Source organism: Arthrobacter sp. Leaf141 (assembly GCF_001424565.1).
Taxonomy (GTDB): Bacteria; Actinomycetota; Actinomycetes; order Actinomycetales; family Micrococcaceae; genus Arthrobacter.
On sequence record NZ_LMOL01000005.1, the window covers coordinates 49535 to 66432 of the forward strand.

At 67.6% G+C, this 16898-nt stretch carries 16 protein-coding genes; 12 read left to right on the top strand and 4 right to left on the bottom strand.

From position 1 onward, the window contains the following. The first annotated feature begins 9 nt into the window (after positions 1 to 9). From ASF72_RS02795 to ASF72_RS02820, 6 genes are all read left to right on the top strand, one after another. Entirely contained in the window at positions 10 to 1218 is a 1209-nt protein-coding gene (locus ASF72_RS02795) for a TadA family conjugal transfer-associated ATPase (protein WP_056597391.1), read from the top strand. Continuing rightward, positions 1218 to 2000 carry a type II secretion system F family protein gene (locus ASF72_RS02800; protein ID WP_056596407.1) on the top strand — a complete coding sequence of 261 codons (783 nt, stop codon included), beginning with the start codon at positions 1218 to 1220 and terminating at the stop codon, positions 1998 to 2000. Before ASF72_RS02795 ends, ASF72_RS02800 begins: the two co-directional genes overlap by 1 nt. After that, positions 1997 to 2602, top strand: coding sequence for a type II secretion system F family protein (locus tag ASF72_RS02805; RefSeq protein ID WP_056596410.1), 606 nt, complete (start codon positions 1997 to 1999; stop codon positions 2600 to 2602). Before ASF72_RS02800 ends, ASF72_RS02805 begins: the two co-directional genes overlap by 4 nt. 143 nt (positions 2603 to 2745) lie before the next feature. Further along, positions 2746 to 3135: a DUF4244 domain-containing protein gene (locus tag ASF72_RS02810; protein WP_056596413.1), complete on the top strand. Its 390-nt coding sequence runs from the start codon at positions 2746 to 2748 to the stop codon at positions 3133 to 3135. Then, positions 3135 to 3539, top strand: a complete 405-nt coding sequence (locus ASF72_RS02815; protein ID WP_056596416.1) for a TadE family type IV pilus minor pilin — start codon at positions 3135 to 3137, stop codon at positions 3537 to 3539. The genes ASF72_RS02810 and ASF72_RS02815 overlap by 1 nt, the downstream gene beginning before the upstream one ends. 161 nt (positions 3540 to 3700) lie before the next feature. Continuing rightward, positions 3701 to 4078, top strand: a complete 378-nt coding sequence (locus tag ASF72_RS02820; RefSeq protein ID WP_056596419.1) for an Rv3654c family TadE-like protein — start codon at positions 3701 to 3703, stop codon at positions 4076 to 4078. A gap of 84 nt (positions 4079 to 4162) precedes the next feature. Here the strand turns inward: ASF72_RS02820 and ASF72_RS02825 are convergent, their stop codons facing one another. Continuing rightward, on the bottom strand, positions 4163 to 6589 hold the full coding sequence (locus ASF72_RS02825; RefSeq protein WP_157370879.1) for a DEAD/DEAH box helicase: 2427 nt from the start codon (positions 6587 to 6589) through the stop codon (positions 4163 to 4165). Positions 6590 to 6666: 77 nt separating this feature from the next. Beyond that, positions 6667 to 7359: a GNAT family N-acetyltransferase gene (locus ASF72_RS02830; RefSeq protein ID WP_056596421.1), complete on the bottom strand. Its 693-nt coding sequence runs from the start codon at positions 7357 to 7359 to the stop codon at positions 6667 to 6669. Positions 7360 to 7501: 142 nt separating this feature from the next. Here ASF72_RS02830 and trhO point away from each other — a divergent pair, with 142 nt between their 5' ends. Beyond that, positions 7502 to 8395: an oxygen-dependent tRNA uridine(34) hydroxylase TrhO gene (gene trhO, locus ASF72_RS02835; protein WP_056596423.1), complete on the top strand. Its 894-nt coding sequence runs from the start codon at positions 7502 to 7504 to the stop codon at positions 8393 to 8395. Here trhO and ASF72_RS02840 read toward each other — a convergent pair. After that, the gene (locus tag ASF72_RS02840) at positions 8392 to 8979 is read right to left on the bottom strand and encodes a hypothetical protein (RefSeq protein WP_056596426.1); all 588 of its coding nucleotides are present in this window, start codon (positions 8977 to 8979) and stop codon (positions 8392 to 8394) included. The genes trhO and ASF72_RS02840 overlap by 4 nt on opposite strands. 47 nt (positions 8980 to 9026) lie before the next feature. Continuing rightward, on the bottom strand, positions 9027 to 9533 hold the full coding sequence (locus ASF72_RS02845) for a DUF6023 family protein (protein ID WP_056596430.1): 507 nt from the start codon (positions 9531 to 9533) through the stop codon (positions 9027 to 9029). A 74-nt stretch (positions 9534 to 9607) separates the two neighbouring features. Between ASF72_RS02845 and ASF72_RS02850 the strand changes: the two genes are divergently transcribed. The 5 genes from ASF72_RS02850 to proC all read left to right on the top strand — a co-directional run bounded on the left by ASF72_RS02850 (position 9608) and on the right by proC (position 16870). After that, the gene (locus ASF72_RS02850) at positions 9608 to 11257 is read left to right on the top strand and encodes a N5-glutamine methyltransferase family protein (RefSeq protein ID WP_056596435.1); all 1650 of its coding nucleotides are present in this window, start codon (positions 9608 to 9610) and stop codon (positions 11255 to 11257) included. Positions 11258 to 11380: 123 nt separating this feature from the next. Continuing rightward, the gene (gene topA / locus ASF72_RS02855) at positions 11381 to 14110 is read left to right on the top strand and encodes a type I DNA topoisomerase (protein ID WP_056596439.1); all 2730 of its coding nucleotides are present in this window, start codon (positions 11381 to 11383) and stop codon (positions 14108 to 14110) included. Positions 14111 to 14224: 114 nt separating this feature from the next. After that, complete coding sequence (locus tag ASF72_RS02860) at positions 14225 to 14677, top strand: SseB family protein (RefSeq protein WP_056596444.1); 453 nt, start codon at positions 14225 to 14227, stop codon at positions 14675 to 14677. 85 nt (positions 14678 to 14762) lie between these two features. Further along, complete coding sequence (locus ASF72_RS02865) at positions 14763 to 15767, top strand: Ppx/GppA phosphatase family protein (RefSeq protein ID WP_050687433.1); 1005 nt, start codon at positions 14763 to 14765, stop codon at positions 15765 to 15767. Positions 15768 to 16036: 269 nt separating this feature from the next. After that, positions 16037 to 16870, top strand: a complete 834-nt coding sequence (proC, locus tag ASF72_RS02870) for a pyrroline-5-carboxylate reductase (RefSeq protein WP_050687435.1) — start codon at positions 16037 to 16039, stop codon at positions 16868 to 16870. Positions 16871 to 16898: the final 28 nt, after the last annotated feature.

The window sequence follows — 16898 nt, forward strand, 5'->3', positions numbered from 1 at the left end:
TCGGGCGGAATAACCGGCCGCCGGGCCGGGACTCCTTCTGCAGGCAGGCAGGACGCCGGTCCATCGGTGGATTCCGGCCTGCTCGAATCGGTCCGTGCTTCCGTCATGGCGGATCCCGGGGCTGTCACACCATCCCGTGTGGCTGCGGCGGTGCAGGCCACCGGCAGGTTGCTGGGAACTGCCGGCGCGCTGGCCGCCGTCGAACGGATCAGCGCGGAGCTGAACGGGCTGGGCCCGCTGCAGGAGCTGACCCGTGATCCCGCAGTCACCGACATCTTTGTGAACGGTCCCGGGTCGGTCTGGGTGGATCGGGGGCAGGGTGTTGAACGGGTACGGGTGTACTTCGATGGAGAGGCGCAGGTCCGGGCACTGGCGTGCCGGATGGTGGCTGCTGGTGGCAGGCGGTTGGATGACGGCTCACCCTGCGTGGATGTGCGGCTGCCGGGCGGCTACCGGATCCACGCGGTCCTGCCGCCCGTGTCCACTGCCGGCACGCTGCTCAGTATCCGGATCCGCAGGGAGCGGGTGTTCAGTATGGCTGAACTACGGCTGGCAGGCATGTTTGACGGGCTCCTGCAGGACGTACTTGAGGCAGTGGTGCGGAACCGGCTGAACTTCCTCATCAGCGGCGCGACCGGGTCAGGCAAAACCACGCTGCTGGCCACACTGCTGGGGCTTTGCGCTCCGGCTGAGCGGCTGGTGCTCATCGAAGATGCATCAGAGCTGAATCCCGTGCATCCCCACGTTGTGTCCCTGGAGTCGCGCCACGGGAACGTTGAGGGCGGCGGCACGGTTGATCTGGGCGAGCTGGTGCGCCAGGCACTTCGGATGCGCCCCGACAGGCTGGTGGTGGGCGAGTGCCGCGGGGCGGAAGTCCGGGACCTGCTGGCGGCGATGAATACCGGGCACAGCGGCGCTGGGGGGACCATTCACGCGAACGCTGCGGCCGCCATCCCGGCCCGGCTCACGGCCTTGGGAGCACTGGCCGGGCTGAGCCCGGAAGGAGTGCGGCTGCAGGCCAACAGCGCCCTGGATGTGGTCATCCATCTTGACCGGACTGCCCTGGGGAAGGCAGTGACGTGCGTGGGGATCATCGGAGCAGGGCCGGCCGGACTCATGGTGACGCCGGCCCTGCGGCTGGAAGGCGGCCGGACGGTGCGGGGCCCGGGATGGGCTGTCCTCGCCGGACGGCTGGAGCTGGATCAGGAGTTCGTGTGATGGAACTGGCCCTCGCCGTCCTGCTCTTCCTTGCTGCAGCACTGACCCTGCGGCCGCCAAATGGAGCGAGGGCGAGGCTCCGCCGTGTCCGGCAAACCGGGCCCCGGGTTGCCGCATACCCGCCAGGCCCGGTGGTCAGGGTTGGCTCCGGCTTGCGGTGGCCGCCGGGCCGCAGCCAGTCGATGCAGTCCCCGTCCATGACCTTGCTGGTCCAGCAGCTGGCAGCCCTGCTGAAAGGAGGACGCGCCCCCGCGCGCATCTGGGACGAACTGTCCAAGGTCCAGGACAGCAGCGGCGGACGGGGGCGTGGGAACTTGTCGGCAGGCTCAACAGCCATGGTGGCTGCGGCGCATGCCGCGGCTTTGGGCGGCATGCCCGTGTCCGCGGCGCTCCGCCGGGCACTGCCAAAGGTGTTTCCCCGGCAGGGGAGCGAAACCCGGATCTGGTGGAACCTGGCTGCGTGCCTGGACATTGCCGAAGCGAGCGGCTGTCCTCTGGCCGACGTCCTCACCAGGTTCGCGGCGCAACTGGAAGCCGAAGACGACGCAGAAGCCGCACGGCACACGGCGCTGGCCGGCCCAAAGGCCACAGTCAGCCTGCTCACGTGGCTCCCCGTCCTGGGGCTTGGCCTTGGCTCGGCGCTGGGAGTCGATCCCTTGTCTGTCCTCCTGCAGACACCGTTGGGGCTGGGTACGTTGGCTGCCGGCCTCGGCCTTACCGTCGCTGGAAGGCTTTGGTCCGCACGGCTGGTGGCGGCTGCCGCCGGTGCTGGACAGCCATGAGTGGCGAAGCTCCCGCGCTGGCACTTTTTGCCGTGCTCGCAGTAGCGGCCTGGATTGGTGTGTCCGGAAACGGGCGGTCAAGGCGTTGGATCCGGAACTGGCCGCCACCTGGAACTGTTGATGGGGACAATGAGGCGCGCCGCAGGGGTCCCTCCGGTGGCGTCGAAGGGCTGGCGGACACAGCCATGATCCTGGAGCTCGTGGCGGCCATGCTCGAAGCGGGAGCCGGGATCGGGCGCGCCCTTGAGCTGGTGGCCGCCTCAGCAGACCCGATGTATTGCCAGGCCCTGCGCCCGGTGGTCGCGGCCCTTGCAATGGGCGCCGACTGGGAGACCGCATGGGGGAGTACGGGCGTCCGGCCCCAAGGAATCCTGGACCTGCAGGAGGCCCTCGGATTCGCCGCCCTGACCGGGGCGCCGTCGTCGGCCATTCTCTATGCCCAGGCGGCCAGGCTGCGGCGGGAACGCTTCCGGGCGGCGGAAAAACGCGCCGCGACCCTGGGCGTCAAGCTTGTTCTCCCGCTGGGGTTGTGCTCCCTGCCGGCCTTCATTTGCCTCGGTGTCGTTCCGGTGCTGCTGGCACTGCTGCCATCCGGTGCCTGAGCGGACGCCGCTGTCCCGTCCTCCACAGAGTCGGGCCGCGGCAGGTTATCCACTTAGCCCGATTGCCTCCTTTCAGCAGCACGCCTGCCCCTGAAGACTCGATGGGAGCCGGTCATCCGACCGGCAACACGGAAGGAAAGCTCATGGCCATGAACCATCGCCACCCACATTCCAACGCTTCCGATGCCAATGGCGGCCCGCCGCCCGGAGCAAGGGAGAGACGGCGCGGAAAGCTCTTCAGGGGTTCCGGGGAGGAGCCGGTCCGGGCCGATCTTCCGGAGAATGTGGTGGAGCTGTATCCGGGTGCCAGCCTGACACGCCACACGCTGATGAGTGGTCCCCGGCTACGCACTGCCCGGATGCGACAGCGCTGCGGCAATGCTTTTGCCCAGGCCGGAATGGCCACAGCGGAGTACGCCATAGCCACCCTGGCCGCCGTCGGCTTCGCCGGCCTGCTGGTGTTCATTCTCCGCAGCGATGAAGTCCGGGGTTTTTTGCTGAACCTGATCCGGACGGCATTGGCGCTTCCGTGATGGTCCGCGGGGCTGCAGTTGGCGGGTGCAGGGACCGCTCCGGGGGCAGTGTCACGGCCGAGTTCGCCGTCACGCTGCCGGCCGTGGTTGCCTTGCTGTCCATGTTGCTTGCGGGTGCGGCGGCAGGAATTACCCAGCTGCGGCTGGAGGCGGGCGCCAGGGCCGGGGCCCGCGCACTGGCCCGCGGCGATGGACCGGACACGGTCCGCGGGACAATAGCCGCCCTGGCTGGGCCCTCAGCGTCAACGTCCGTATCGTCCCAGGGCGGCTGGTTGGGAGTAAAAGTCACGGACCGGGTGGGTGGCACCTTGGGCGGGATCATCCCGTGGACCCTTACAGCCACTGCCTCGGCACAGAGCGAGCGTGGGGTGCCCGACGTCACTGGGACCTGGCCGGGCCCCTGACTGTCCACCGGGTAATGATCGGGTTCCGCACTGTCGGGAAGATGAGAGCTGCACCAAGGCAGGCGGACACCGCGTCCGTGCGGCGTGGAAGCAACGCCGGCAGCAGTCAACAAAGCCCGCAGGAGGGGCCTTGGAGGAAGAAAACCAGTTCAGGAGATGGCATGCCAACGGTAAAGAAACGGGCTCATCCAACGGATGAGCGCAGGGAGCGCGGCTCGGGGACGGTGCTGGCCTTGGGGCTTGCGGTTGTGGTTATGCTTGCCACCGCGCTGGTCCTCCTCTTGGCCCAGTCTGCGGTGCTGGCCAGCCGTGCGGCGGCCGCAGCCGATCTGGCAGCGCTCGCAGCCGCGGACGCCCACCGCGGAATTACGGCGGGGGACCCGTGCGCGGCGGCGTCCGTGGTTGCGGCGCGCCATGCCGCCGCGCTGCTGAGCTGTTTACCGCGCTCCGACCTGTCGGTGGAGGTTCGGACGGAAATGCTCCGGCGGACCCTGCTGGGTCCGGCAACGGGCCATGCCAGAGCCGGTCCGCCGCCGTGACCGAAGTCAGGTGAGCCGTTGTGAACTGCTGGTCAGGTCTGCCGCCGTGAACTGCAGGTCCGGTCCGGCGCCGTGAACTCCTGGTCAGCCGGTGCTGCCGTCGGCTGGCGCTGGCCGGTTGTGGTCCTGGCCCCAACCGGCGGAACCTGCAGGAGCCGGCGGCATCGCTTCGGTTGCGTCCTTCAGGAGCACCCCCAGGAGCGTCACGGCGCCGGCCTTGTCCAAAGGGTTGTTTTTGTTCCCGCACTTAGGGGACTGGACACAGGAGGGGCAACCGGACTCGCATTCGCAGGCCCGGATGGCGTCGCGGGTGGCCGTCAGCCAGACCTTGGCCTTGTCGAAGGCGCGTTCGGCGAAACCTGCCCCGCCAGGGTGTCCGTCATAGACGAAGATGGTGGGCACTCCGGTGTCGGCGTGCAGCGCTGTGGAAACCCCTCCGATGTCCCACCTGTCACTGGAGGCCACCAGCGGCAGCAAGCCGATGGCCGCATGTTCGGCGGCGTGCAGGGCGCCGGGAAATTCGGCTTCGACGAGCCCAGCCCCGGTCAGGGACCGGTTCCCCACCTCGAACCACACCGCCTTGGTAAAAAGATCCCTCGCGCCGAGTTCCAGCGGCTCCTCGCCGAGGACCTCGTTGGAGATCAAAGCCTTGCGCTGGAAGGAAACCACCTGCGTGGTCACCTTGACCTCGCCGAAATGCACCGAAACGTCGCCCCACGTGGCGGTCCGCTGGGTCTCGAGGACCTCGATCTGGGTGACATCGCGGGCCGTGGTGTAAAAATCGGGATTGGCCCGGCGCACCATCACGCAGTGGTCGTCCTCGTTGAGGTCCTCCACCACGTAGCTGTCCCCCTGATGGACGTACACGGCCCCGGTGTGGGCCTGGTAGTGCGTTTGCGGGGAATCCATGGTCCCCAGCAGGGACCCGGTGTCGGCGTCCACGATGTTGACCGGCCCGCCGCCGTCCGCCCGGAGATTGACCATGGCGGCGGCACTCTGTGAATGCGTCCAGAACCACCCCGCGGGCCGGCGACGGAGGTATCCCTGCGCCACCAGCTGATCCAGGAGTCCCTCGGCCGAAGGACCAAACAGGGCCAGTTCGCCGGTTCCCAGCGGAAGTTCAGCTGCCGCGGCGCACAGGTGCGGTCCCAGGACGTAGGGGTTGGATGGGTCAAACACGGTGGCTTCCACGGAAACGTCGAAGATCGCCTCCGGATGGTTCACCAGGAACGTATCCAACGGATCGTCGCTGGCCACAAAGGCGGCGATGGCGTCCTGCCCCGCCCGGCCGGCCCGGCCGATCTGCTGGAACAGGGACGCCCGGGTCCCCGGCCAGCCGGCAACGAGGACGGCGTCGAGCCCGGAAATATCGATGCCCAGTTCCAGCGCCGAGGTGCTGGACACCCCCAGAAGTTCCCCGGAGCGGAGGGCCCTCTCCACCGCCCGCCGCTCCTCAGGAAGGTACCCCGAGCGGTAGGCTGCCACCCGCTGCGGCAGGCTGGGATCCACCTCGTCCAGAAGGCGCTTGGTGATGGCCGAGATGGTCTCCGCCCCGCGCCGCGACTTGATGAACGCGATGGTGCGGATGCGCGCCGACACCAGGTTGGCCAGCAGGTCCGCTGTTTCGGCCACAGCGGTGCGCCGCACGTTGGCGCCGTTCTCGCCCCGGGCCTCGGTCAGCGCCGGCTCCCAGAAAGCCACTGTGGTGGCCCCGTGGGGCGAGCAGTCCGTGGACACGGCCTCCACCGGGGCGCCGATCAACCGGGAGAACGAGGTATCCGGGTCCGAAGCCGTGGCGGAAGCCGCGATGAACACCGGCTCCGGGAAGGACGTTCCCGCCCCGTAGTAGGCACAGATCCGCCGCAGCCGCCGCATCAGGTTGGCCACGTGCGAGCCGAACACACCCCGGTAGCTGTGCGCCTCATCAACGATCACGTAGCGCAGCCGGCGGAAGAACCCGGCCCACCACGCATGGTTGGGAAGGATCCCGAAGTGCAGCATGTCCGGGTTCGCCAGGATGAAGTTGGCGTGGTCCCGGATCCAGCGCCGGGATGCCGGGTCGGTGTCGCCGTCGTAGGTTTCCGCGCGGACGGTAGGCAGCTTCAGGGCCCGGATCGCATTAAGCTGGTCGGCCGCCAGCGCCTTGGTGGGGGAGAGGTAAAGGGTCACGGCGCCGTCGTCGTGGATCCTGCCGGGTTCAGCGAGCACCCGCAGCTCCGAACGGTGGATGGCGTCCAGGGCAGGCAACTGATACGCCAACGACTTGCCAGACGCCGTTCCGGTGGCCACCACAACATGCCTGCCGGCGTGGGCCACGTCTGCCGCGTGGACCTGATGCTTGTAGGGTTCGTGGATCCCCAACGTGCCATAGGCCGCCACAACGTCGGGGTGCACCCATTCCGGCCACGTCGCGTGCACTGCTTCGCGTGCCGGGATGGTGCGGACATGACGGAGCTGTTCCGGATCCGGGCCGCGGCCCAGCAGGGGAATCAGGGAGTCATGGGGGTTCACCCCGACATTCTTTCATCCGGCGGCACCCGGCGACGCCGAATCCGCCCAAGGGGTAACCGGCGGCCGGCGCCCGGCCGTCAGCTGAGGGAAAGGTCCCCGCCGTTGTGGTCTGCCGAAAGCATCAGAACCCGGGAGACTGCGGTCCAGCCGAGGTGGGAATACAGTTTCTGGCCGTCGCTGGAGGCCAGCAGCAGCCCGTTCAGCACATCATGGCCGAAGGCCTGCGCCGCGAGGGCCCGCATGATGAAACTGCCCAGGCCGCGGCGCTGGAACGCCGGGTCCGTAACAATCTTGTCGAACACCGCGGTGTTGCCCACCACAAACAGCCTGCCGCTGGCGGCGATGGTTTCGCCGGACCGCACTTCGGCGTAGTGCACGCCGTCCGTTTCGGAGGTGGACAGTTCCAGGTCATCGTCAGGCAGCCACGGATCCTCGGCGTCCTGGGTTTCCATGTCCACAATCATCATGGTCTGCGAATCCGAGGTCACGTTGAGCCTGTGCTGCTGCGCCAGCCGGGCGTACCGGGCGGTGTCGTTGGTGAGGATGGTCAGGACCATGGCCGGCGCCACCGCCACCTTGGCTGCCAGTTCGGCAAATTCAGCGTCCGAGGGGTCGGCTGCAAAGAATTCCCAGTCCCCGCTGCTCTCGGACCGCAAGGCGGCAGGGAACCGGCCCTCGGTGGAGGTGCGGTAGCCGCGGCAACCCGCCCAGCCGGCCACCCATAGTTCAAGAAGGCCTGTGATGTCTTCAATCGTGGTTTCCGGGCTCATGGCATGAGACTATTCCAGCCCGACGGCCAGCAACAGTGGCTGCAACAGTGCTTATCCAATCGTGATGCGCCAACGCCCCGGCCGCAGGCACCCTGCGGCGGGCGGACGGTGTCCGGGAACCCGAGCCGGTACCCTTAAATACGTGGCTTTAGACCGAATTGTGCTCTTTTACGGCTTTACCCCCCTCTCAGACCCGGACGCCGTCCGGCTCTGGCAGCGTGCCCTCTGCGAGAAGCTCGGCCTTACGGGCCGGATCCTGATCTCCCGGGACGGCATCAACGCCACGGTGGGCGGCGAAATCGGCGCGGTAAAGCAGTACGTAAAGACAACCCGCGAATACAAGGGCTTTGCAGGCATCGACATCAAATGGTCCGACGGCGGCGCAGCGGACTTCCCGCGGCTGAGCGTCAAGGTGCGCGATGAGATTGTCTCCTTCGGCGCGCCCGGGGAACTCAAGGTGGACGCGAACGGTGTGGTGGGCGGCGGGAAGCACCTCCAGCCCGAGGAACTGCACGAGCTGGTGGCCAACCGGAAACAGGCCGGCGAGGACGTGGTGTTCTTTGACGGCCGGAACGCCTTCGAGGCCCAGATCGGCAAGTTCAAGGACGCGGTGGTGCCCGATGTGGCCACCACGCACGACTTCATCAAGGAGTTGGAGTCAGGCAAGTACGACGCGCTGAAAGACAAACCCGTGGTCACCTACTGCACCGGCGGCATCCGCTGCGAGGTCCTGTCCAGCCTGATGGTCAACCGAGGTTTCAAAGAGGTGTATCAGCTGGACGGCGGGATTGTCAGGTACGGCGAGACCTTCAAGGACCAGGGTCTCTGGGAAGGGTCGCTGTACGTTTTTGACAAGCGGATGCACCTGGAATTCAGCGAGGACGCAAAAACCATCGGCCAGTGCGTCCGCTGCGCAGCCCCGACCAGCAAATTCGAGAACTGTTCCAACCCCAGCTGCCGCACCCTGACGCTGTACTGCTCCGAGTGCGCTGCCAGCCCGGAAACCCTGCGCTGCCCGGAAGGCTGCGCCGCCTAAGGGAACCGGCGGAACCGGTAAGCGTAGTTGGCTGCGGAGCCGGCCTCCACCGTGACGTGCACTGCCGTGTCCGAGGCAAGGTAGACGATGCTTTCGCGGTTGATGCCGCATCGCTGGGCCAGGTCCGCGAGGTCCATGGCGTCGGTGCGGAAGGTAAACACAACGCGCCGCAGGCTCCGGCAGGCCAACGCCAGCGCATAGGTGCCGGCCGCCAGAACCGGAGTGTCCTCCTTGAGGACCTCGCCGGGCGCCAACACGCCGGCACCGGCGTACGCCACCGGCTGGGAAGCATTGGGCAAGGTCCGGGCCACCCAGTCAGCCAGCCCGTCCGGCGGCACAGGTTCCCGGCGGAGCGGATCGTAGGTGATGTCGGGTTCGGGGGTTGCGGGCGCGGCGGTGGATTGGGGCGCTGAACGCGGCAGGCCGTCGTCGTACGAATATTCGCAGCCAGTCAGGGCGACGGAGGACCCAAGCACCAGCAACCCCACTGACGCACGCCCAAAGGTGGCCGTGAGGGTCCGTGCCTGCGTAGCCCGTGCCCTTTGCAGGCCACGGGGCGCGGAGGATTCCCGCACGGTGGGCATACGTCGACTGTATGCCTGCGGTGGCGGCCGGGCCAGTGCTGCAGGCCTTATTGCGTGGGCGTCACCTGGTACGCAAAGATCAGCGGCGCGTCGACGCTGGACGCGCTGATGTCCAGGGTCCCGGCCGACGGGACCGTGAAGCGTGTGGTCTCGAGGCTGCCGTTGCAGGCCGCACCTGCGTCCACTATTTCAACCCCGTCAACGGACACGGCGAAGAACGCTTTTCCGCCGCCTTCGCAGGTCACGGACAGGGTGTACCGACCCGCCGGAACATCCGCCGCTTCCTGGCTGATCCGGTCCCGGTTGAGGATTTTCCCTTCATCCTGGAGGAGGGTGCCTGGGTCGGTGGGCAGGGCCGTGGCCCGCCACTGTGGGACGTCTGCATTTTCCACGGACAGCCCGGTCGAGCATCCCGACAGTGCCGCTGCCATGACCAACGCCCCCAGTGCGGCCCAGGCGGCGGGCCTGCGGGCCGGCGGGCGCAGGGGCCCGTACAGGCCGGAGGGCCCGGCAGGACGGCGCGCACGCAGGAGGGCAGGGAGGCAGGAAGGCATGCTTCCACGCTACCGCCTGCGCAGGGTGGCATGGCACCTCGGGAGCCGGCGGAGGACCGGACTAAACTTGGCCGGTGCCTAAATCCCCATTCGAGTTCACCGCCGGCAACACCCCCGATGCCCCGCGAAGCGACCGGCCGCACCTGCTGCAGGCCCTGGCCGCGGACCTGCGCCGCGCCGGTTACACGCTGGACGGCGTGGCGCAGCTGCTGGGCCCGTCAGCCTCCGCTGCCCTGAACCGGGACCAGATCATCCCGGCCCAGCTCGCCACGGATGCCGCCGCCAGCCGTGACAGCGGCACCGGGCCGCTGGCCGCCGTCGTCCGTCTTTGGCTCCTCGCCGAACCGCAGGAACGGGTGGCGCTCGACGCCGCGCTGCCGGGCCTGGGTGCGGACGGCCTGGTGGAGCTGGGACTCGTTGAGCCCGTCCCCGGCACCGCGCGGTTCGCAGCGCGCGCCGACCTGCGCCCCTACGGCTGGGATGTCAACACGGACGGCAGCGGCGGCGCCGAACTCTGGGTGGCCAGCGACCTCGCCGCCCACCAGCAGGAAGGCGTGCTGCGGCACGACCACGTGCTGGGCATCGGGCAGGCCTCCACCACCCTGGTCCAAACCACCGTGCGCCGCCACACGGAACGGGCCCTGGACCTGGGCACGGGCTGCGGCATCCAGGCGTTCCATCTCCTGCATCACTGCGAACACGTCACCGCCACGGACATCTCCGAACGGGCCCTGGCTTTTGCCCGCTTCAATATCCTGCTCAACGCCGAGGCCCTGTCCGTGGACCCGGACCGGCTGGCGGACCGGGTGAGCCTTCGCCTGGGATCACTGCTGGAGCCCGTGGCCGGTGAGGAATTCGACCTGGTGGTTTCCAACCCGCCGTTCGTGATCACCCCGCGCCGGTCAGGCGAGGACGCCGCCGGCCAGTTCACCTACCGGGACGGCGGCCTCCCCGGTGACGACATCGTGGCCTCCCTCGTGGCAGGGCTTCCCGGCCTGCTGTCCCCGGGCGGGACGGCGCAGCTGCTGGGCAACTGGGAAGTGGAGGCCGGCACTGAATGGCACCACCGGCCCCGGGCCTGGGTCAGCCCCGGCACCGACGCCTGGTTCATCCAGCGCGAGCAGGTCAGCCCCGAACAATACGCCGAAACCTGGCTGCAGGACGCCTCCGAGTCCCGGAACCGGGACCACTACCGGGAGGCCTACGGGGCCTACCTCGCGGACTTCGCAAGCCGGAACGTGGCAGGGATCGGGTTCGGCATGGTCTGGCTCCGCCGGCCCGCGGCCCCCGGCCAGGCCACCATCAGCCGGTTCGAGGAAATCACCTACCCCATCGAGCAACCCATCGGCCCGCATCTGGGCGCCGCCGTGGAGCGCAACGACGACGTGGCAGCGGACAGCATCGAAGCGGCGCACCTCATCGTGGCCGAGGACGTCACGGAGGAACGGCACCAGCGTCCCGGTGCCGAGCACCCGGGCGTGATCCTGCTCCGGCAGGGCGCCGGCCTGCGCCGGACCAACCTGTTGAGCACCGCACTGGCGGGGTTTGTGTCCGCCTGCGACGGCGACCTGACCGCCGGCCAGATCGCCGGTGCGCTGGAGGCCCTGCTGGGCGGAAGCCTGGCCGGGGAGGACGGATTCGATGCCCTGTCCTTCCGGCAGGAACTGCTCGCCGAAGTGGAAAACCTGGTCCGCGACGGCTTCCTCCTTCGGGCGGCCGGCTGACCCGTTCCGGCCGCTTCGCGGAGGCCGGTGTTTTCCACAGGAATGCGCACATTGGCCCAAAATATGGTGAACTAGGCCAATATGGGCTCATCTGCCCCAGCAACCTTTTTCTGTAGGAGCATCGTGCCAAGCAAGGCCAAAACCGGCAAGAAACTCGTGATTGTGGAGTCTCCGGCCAAGAGCAAGACCATCGCCAAGTACCTCGGCGAGGGTTTCATCGTTGAGGCCTCCATCGGTCACATCCGTGACCTGCCGCAGCCGTCCGAGCTTCCCGCGGAACTGAAAAAGACCTCCGTCGGCAAGTTCGCCGTCGACATTGACCACGATTTCAAGCCTTATTACGTCGTGTCAGCGGATAAAAAGAAGAAGGTGTCCGAGCTCAAAGCCGCGCTCAAAGATGCCGACGAACTTTACCTCGCAACTGATGGGGACCGCGAGGGCGAGGCCATCGCGTGGCACCTGCTGGAAGTGCTGAAGCCCAAGGTTCCGGTGTACCGGATGACGTTCGGCGAAATCACCAAGGAAGCCATCCAGCGCGCCATGGGAAACCTGCGCGACGTGGACACGGCACTCGTGGACGCACAGGAAACCCGCCGTGTGCTGGACCGCCTGTACGGCTACGAGATCTCCCCGGTGCTGTGGCGCAAGGTGGCCCGCGGCCTGTCCGCCGGGCGTGTGCAGTCCGTGGTGACCCGCATGGTGGTGGACCGCGAACGCGAACGCATGGCGTTCCGCGCCGCGTCCTACTGGGACCTGACCGGCCAGTTCGGGGCCGGGTCCGGCTCCTTCAAGGCCAAACTGGCTGCCGTGGACGGTGCCAAGGTGGCCACAGGCCGGGACTTCAACGACGACGGCGTCCTCACCTCCCGCAACGTTGCCCACCTCAACGAGGAGCTGGCCACGTCGCTGGCAGCAGGGCTCCAGGACGCCGCGTTCGCCGTCCGCTCCGTGGACACCAAGCCGTACACCCGGCGCCCCGCCGCGCCGTTCACCACGTCCACGCTGCAGCAGGAAGCCGGCCGCAAGCTCCGGTTCTCCTCCAAAAGCACCATGCAGGTGGCGCAGCGGCTGTACGAAAACGGCTACATCACCTATATGCGTACCGACTCCTCCTCGCTGAGCGACGAGGCCGTCACGGCCGCCCGCCGGCAGGCATCCGAGCTGTACGGCCCGGAGTACATCCCGGCCACCCCGCGCGTCTACTCCGGCAAGGCCGCCAACGCCCAGGAAGCCCACGAGGCCATCCGTCCCGCCGGCGACTCCTTCCGCACCCCGGCGCAGGTGGCCAAGCAGCTCTCCGGCGACGAGTTCCGCCTCTATGAACTGATCTGGAAGCGGACCGTCGCCTCCCAGATGGGTGACGCCAAGGGTTCCACGGCCACCATCCGCCTGGGCGCCACCGCCACGGACGGCCGCGACGCCGAATTCTCCGCCTCCGGCACCGTGATCACCTTCCCGGGCTTCCTGGCCGCCTACGAGGAAGGCAAGGACGAAAGCCGCGGCGACGACGACTCGGACGACGCCCGCCGCCTCCCGAACGTGGGCAAGGGAGACGCGCTGACGGCGTCGGACATCCTGGCAGTTGGCCACGAAACCTCGCCGCCGCCGCGCTTCACCGAAGCGTCGCTGACCGCGGAGCTGGAGAAGAAGGGCATCGGCCGGCCGTCCACGTACGCCTCGACGATCTCCACCATCCAGGACCGCGGATACGTCCGGAAGCAGGGCTCCGCGCTGGTGCCAAGCTGGATCGCGTTCTCCGTGATCCGCCTCCTCGAGCAGCACTTCACCGACTACGTGGACTACGAATTCACCGCGGACATGGAAGGCGACCTGGACAAGATCGCCAACGGCCAGGCTGTCGGAGCTGCCTGGCTGCGGCACTTCTACTTCGGTGAAGACGCCGACCCGGGCCTGCTCAGCATCGTCAACAACCTCGGCGAGATCGATGCCCGCGAAATCAATTCGATCCCCATCACGGACGAGATCACGCTGCGGGTGGGCAAGTTCGGCCCGTACCTGGAAAGTTCCGCCGCCACGGTGGATCCCAAAACCGGCGAAATTGTGGAGAACTCCCGCGCCAACGTCCCCGAGGACCTCGCACCCGACGAGCTCACCGCAGCCAAGGCCGTGGAACTCATGGAGACCGCTGCGCCGGAGGAGCGGGTGCTGGGTGCTGACCCGCACACCGGCCACACGGTGGTGGCCAAAAACGGCCGCTACGGCGCCTACGTCACCGAAGTCATTCCGGAAATGACCGAGGAACAGATCGCCAACCAGCCGGTGGAGTATTACAAAAACGGTAAGCCGAAGCCCCCCAAGAAGCCGGTTAAGGCGAAGCCGCGCACCGGTTCGTTGTTCAAGTCCATGACCGTGGACTCCGTCTCCCTGGATGAGGCGTTGCAGCTTATGAGCCTGCCGCGCGCGCTGGGCGAGGACGCCGAAGGCAACCTCATCACCGTCCAGAACGGCCGGTTCGGCCCGTATCTGAAGAAGGGCACCGACTCCCGTTCCATCGGCACGGAAGAGGAAATCTTCACCATCACGCTGGAGCAGGCGCTGGAAATCTACTCCCAGCCCAAGCAGCGCGGGGCGCGCGCAGCGGTTCCGCCGCTGGCCGAGTTCGGCCCGGACCCCGTCTCGGAGAAGAACATCGTGGTGAAGGAAGGCCGGTTCGGCCCGTACATCACCGACGGCATCACCAACATCACCGTCCCGCGGGCCACCTCCCTGGAGGAACTCACCCGGGAACAGGCTGTGGAGCTTTTGGCTGAGAAGCGCGCCAAGGGCCCGGTCAAGCGCACGACGACGGCCCGCAAGGCACCTGCCAAAAAGAAGGCCGCTGCCAAGAAGTAAGCCGTGTCCCGGACCGGGGATCAGCCCGGTCCGGGCGCGGATTGTCTCCGGTCCGGGCTGCCCGGCCGGCAGGCAGGAATTGCGGTGCTGCGAGCAACGTGATCGGGTAGGGGGATGAGTGAACAGCCTGCAATGACCGACCCCACGCCCCTGAACGACCTCGAGGAGAAGCTCGCCCAGGGCGGCCAGCCCGAGGCCAGCCCCGTGGACGTCATCCTGTCGTTCCTGAACAGCGAGGTCTACATCCTCAGCCCCGATGGTGTGGAAGGCCTGGACGCACAGGTGGAGCCGCTGGTCCTTGGCAACGCCGACGGGGATCCCGTCCTGGCTGTGTTCTCCCACCCCAGCCGGGTGGACGGACAGTTCCTGGAAGCGGCCCCGAACGTGCTGGGCACGCAGGGCGCCGCCATCATCGCCAACATCGGTGAGGAGCTGGGCATGGTCATCAACCCCGGCGCCGCCTACGGTTTCGAAATTAATCCCGAGGGCGTGGCCAACATCAAACGCGACTTCAAGCGCGCCGACGAGCTCGCTGATGACGCCGCCGCGGATCCGGCCGGAGCCTGAGCCAAAACGTGTGACGCAGGACTTGTGACGCCGGGGTGCGTGCCGGGATGCCGGCGCGGTTGCCCGCAGGGGGAATAATGGCAGGATGCGGCTAGGCGTCCTTGATATTGGATCAAACACTGTCCACCTCCTCCTGGTGGATGCCCACCCCGGCGCGCGCCCTGTGCCGTTCGCTTCGCACAAGCGGCCGCTGTCCCTGGTCCAGTACCTGGAGCCGGACGGCAGCATCAGTGACGAGGGCCAGCATGAGCTGACAGAGTTTGTTTTGGAGGCATGGGAGTTCGCCGCCCGGCACAAAGCCGATGACCTCTTGGCGTTCTGTACCTCCGCGATCCGCGAAGCCACCAACGGCGCGGCGGTGCTGGCCCGGGTGAAGCACGAAACCACCGTCACCCTGCAGGAACTGACAGGCAGCGAAGAAGCGTCCATGACGTTCTTCGCGGTTCGCCGCTGGCACGGCTGGGGCGCCGGTCCCATCCTCAACCTGGACATCGGGGGCGGCTCCTTCGAAATGGCGTTCGGCCAGGACGAGCTGCCGGAGATGGCCACCTCCGTTCCGCTCGGCGCCAGCAGGCTGACACGCGACTGGCTGTCCGAGGACCCGCCCTCGGCCCGCAGCGTCAAGGAACTCCGCCGCTACATCCGGGCCACGCTGAAGCCTGCAGTCAGCAGCTTCGACGGGCTTGGCAGGGCCAACGTGGTGGCCGGAACCTCCAAAACCTTCCGTTCGCTGGCCCGGATCGCCGGCGCAGCCCCCAGCGCCTCCGGTCCCTACATCAAACGTGAACTGCAGGCCTTCGACCTTGGCGTCTGGGCGCAGCGGATCTCGGCCATGAAGGCCGAGGACAGATTGCACCTGCCGGGTGTCTCGGAGGCGCGCGCGCACCAGCTCCTGGCCGGCGCCCTGGTGGCGGAGGCGGCGCTGGAACTCTTCAAATTCAAGAAGGTCCGGATCTGCCCCTGGGCGCTGCGCGAGGGCCTCATCCTGCGGCGGCTGGACCAGCTGGTGTTTGCCGGCCCGCTGGAGCCCGCGCCGCACGTTGCTGCGGCCGCAGGCCGCATTGCCGCCGAGGCTCCTGCCGGCGCTTGACCGTTGGTTTTCCCGGCGCCTGGCTCTCGGCGCTGGCGTTGGCGTTAAAAGCGAAAGCACCGGGGCCGGCAGCAGGAAAATGGGGGGAAACCCGCTGCCGGCCTCCGGTGCCTCGGGCAGGAATCCCCATCCCTGCCGCATCACTCGCACCCTCAATGAGGTAATAACTACATTAGGGACCCAACTTGTGAAGTCCCTGCAGTGGATCTGGGAGCCGGCTGGGAATCTTCACATCTGCGCCGGAACAGCCGAACTGCAATGATGGAGTCATGAGCAACCGAATCGCATTCCTTGGCTGTGGATCCATGAACGAAGCCATCCTTGGTGGCCTGGTGGAATCGGGAACAAGTCCCGCAGACATCGTGGCCACCGTCCGGAGGGCCGGTCGCGCTGCGGAACTTGCCGAACGCCATCCGGGAATCACCGCCATTGCCGGCGAAGAGGAACCGGACAACAACAAGCAGGCCAGCATTGGCTCTGCCGTGGTCATCCTTGGCGTCAAACCGGTGGGCATCGCCGACCTGGCCCGCGAAATCAGCGGCTCCCTGTCGCCGGACACCATCGTGGTCAGCGTCGCGGCGGCGGTGTCCCTTGCCCAGCTTGAAGCTGCCCTGCCGGATGGCCAGCCCGTCATCAGGTCCATGCCCAACACGCCGGCCCGGCTTGGCCGCGGCGTGGTATCGGTCTCCCCTGGCACCAACTGCTCCCCGGACCAGCTGCAGCTGGTCAAGGAGCTCCTGCAGGGCACCGGAACCGTGGTGGAGGTACCCGAGGAGCACGTGGACGCGCTCTCGGCCATCAGCGGCTCCGGCCCGGCCTACGCGTTTTACCTCGCCGAGGCCATGGCGACCGCTGGCGAGGAACTGGGTCTGGACCGCGAACTGTCCCAGCTCCTGGCCCGCGAAACCGTGGCCGGAGCCGGCTTTATGCTGGCGGAACCAGGCGCCGATGCCGCCGCGCTGCGTAAATCGGTGACCAGCCCCAACGGCACCACCGAACGCGCCATTGCAACGTTCGACGAGCAGGGCATCCCCGCGATCATTGCCGCCGGCGCCCGCGCCGCCGCTGACCGGGCAGCGGAAATCACGCAACAGCTCGGCTGAGGCCCTGGTCCACCGCCACCGCCCGGGA

Bases quoted from the DNA above. Each gene is read 5' to 3' on its own strand.
- ASF72_RS02860 (WP_056596444.1), top strand. From the start codon at position 14,225: ATGAGTGAACAGCCTGCAATGACCGACCCCACGCCCCTGAACGACCTC.
- ASF72_RS02815 (WP_056596416.1), top strand. From the start codon at position 3,135: ATGGTCCGCGGGGCTGCAGTTGGCGGGTGCAGGGACCGCTCCGGGGGC.
- ASF72_RS02810 (WP_056596413.1), top strand. From the start codon at position 2,746: ATGGCCATGAACCATCGCCACCCACATTCCAACGCTTCCGATGCCAAT.
- ASF72_RS02865 (WP_050687433.1), top strand. From the start codon at position 14,763: ATGCGGCTAGGCGTCCTTGATATTGGATCAAACACTGTCCACCTCCTC.
- ASF72_RS02800 (WP_056596407.1), top strand. From the start codon at position 1,218: ATGGAACTGGCCCTCGCCGTCCTGCTCTTCCTTGCTGCAGCACTGACC.
- ASF72_RS02845 (WP_056596430.1), bottom strand. From the start codon at position 9,533: ATGCCTTCCTGCCTCCCTGCCCTCCTGCGTGCGCGCCGTCCTGCCGGG.
- ASF72_RS02805 (WP_056596410.1), top strand. From the start codon at position 1,997: ATGAGTGGCGAAGCTCCCGCGCTGGCACTTTTTGCCGTGCTCGCAGTA.
- proC (WP_050687435.1), top strand. From the start codon at position 16,037: ATGAGCAACCGAATCGCATTCCTTGGCTGTGGATCCATGAACGAAGCC.
- ASF72_RS02840 (WP_056596426.1), bottom strand. From the start codon at position 8,979: ATGCCCACCGTGCGGGAATCCTCCGCGCCCCGTGGCCTGCAAAGGGCA.
- ASF72_RS02820 (WP_056596419.1), top strand. From the start codon at position 3,701: ATGCCAACGGTAAAGAAACGGGCTCATCCAACGGATGAGCGCAGGGAG.
- ASF72_RS02830 (WP_056596421.1), bottom strand. From the start codon at position 7,359: ATGAGCCCGGAAACCACGATTGAAGACATCACAGGCCTTCTTGAACTA.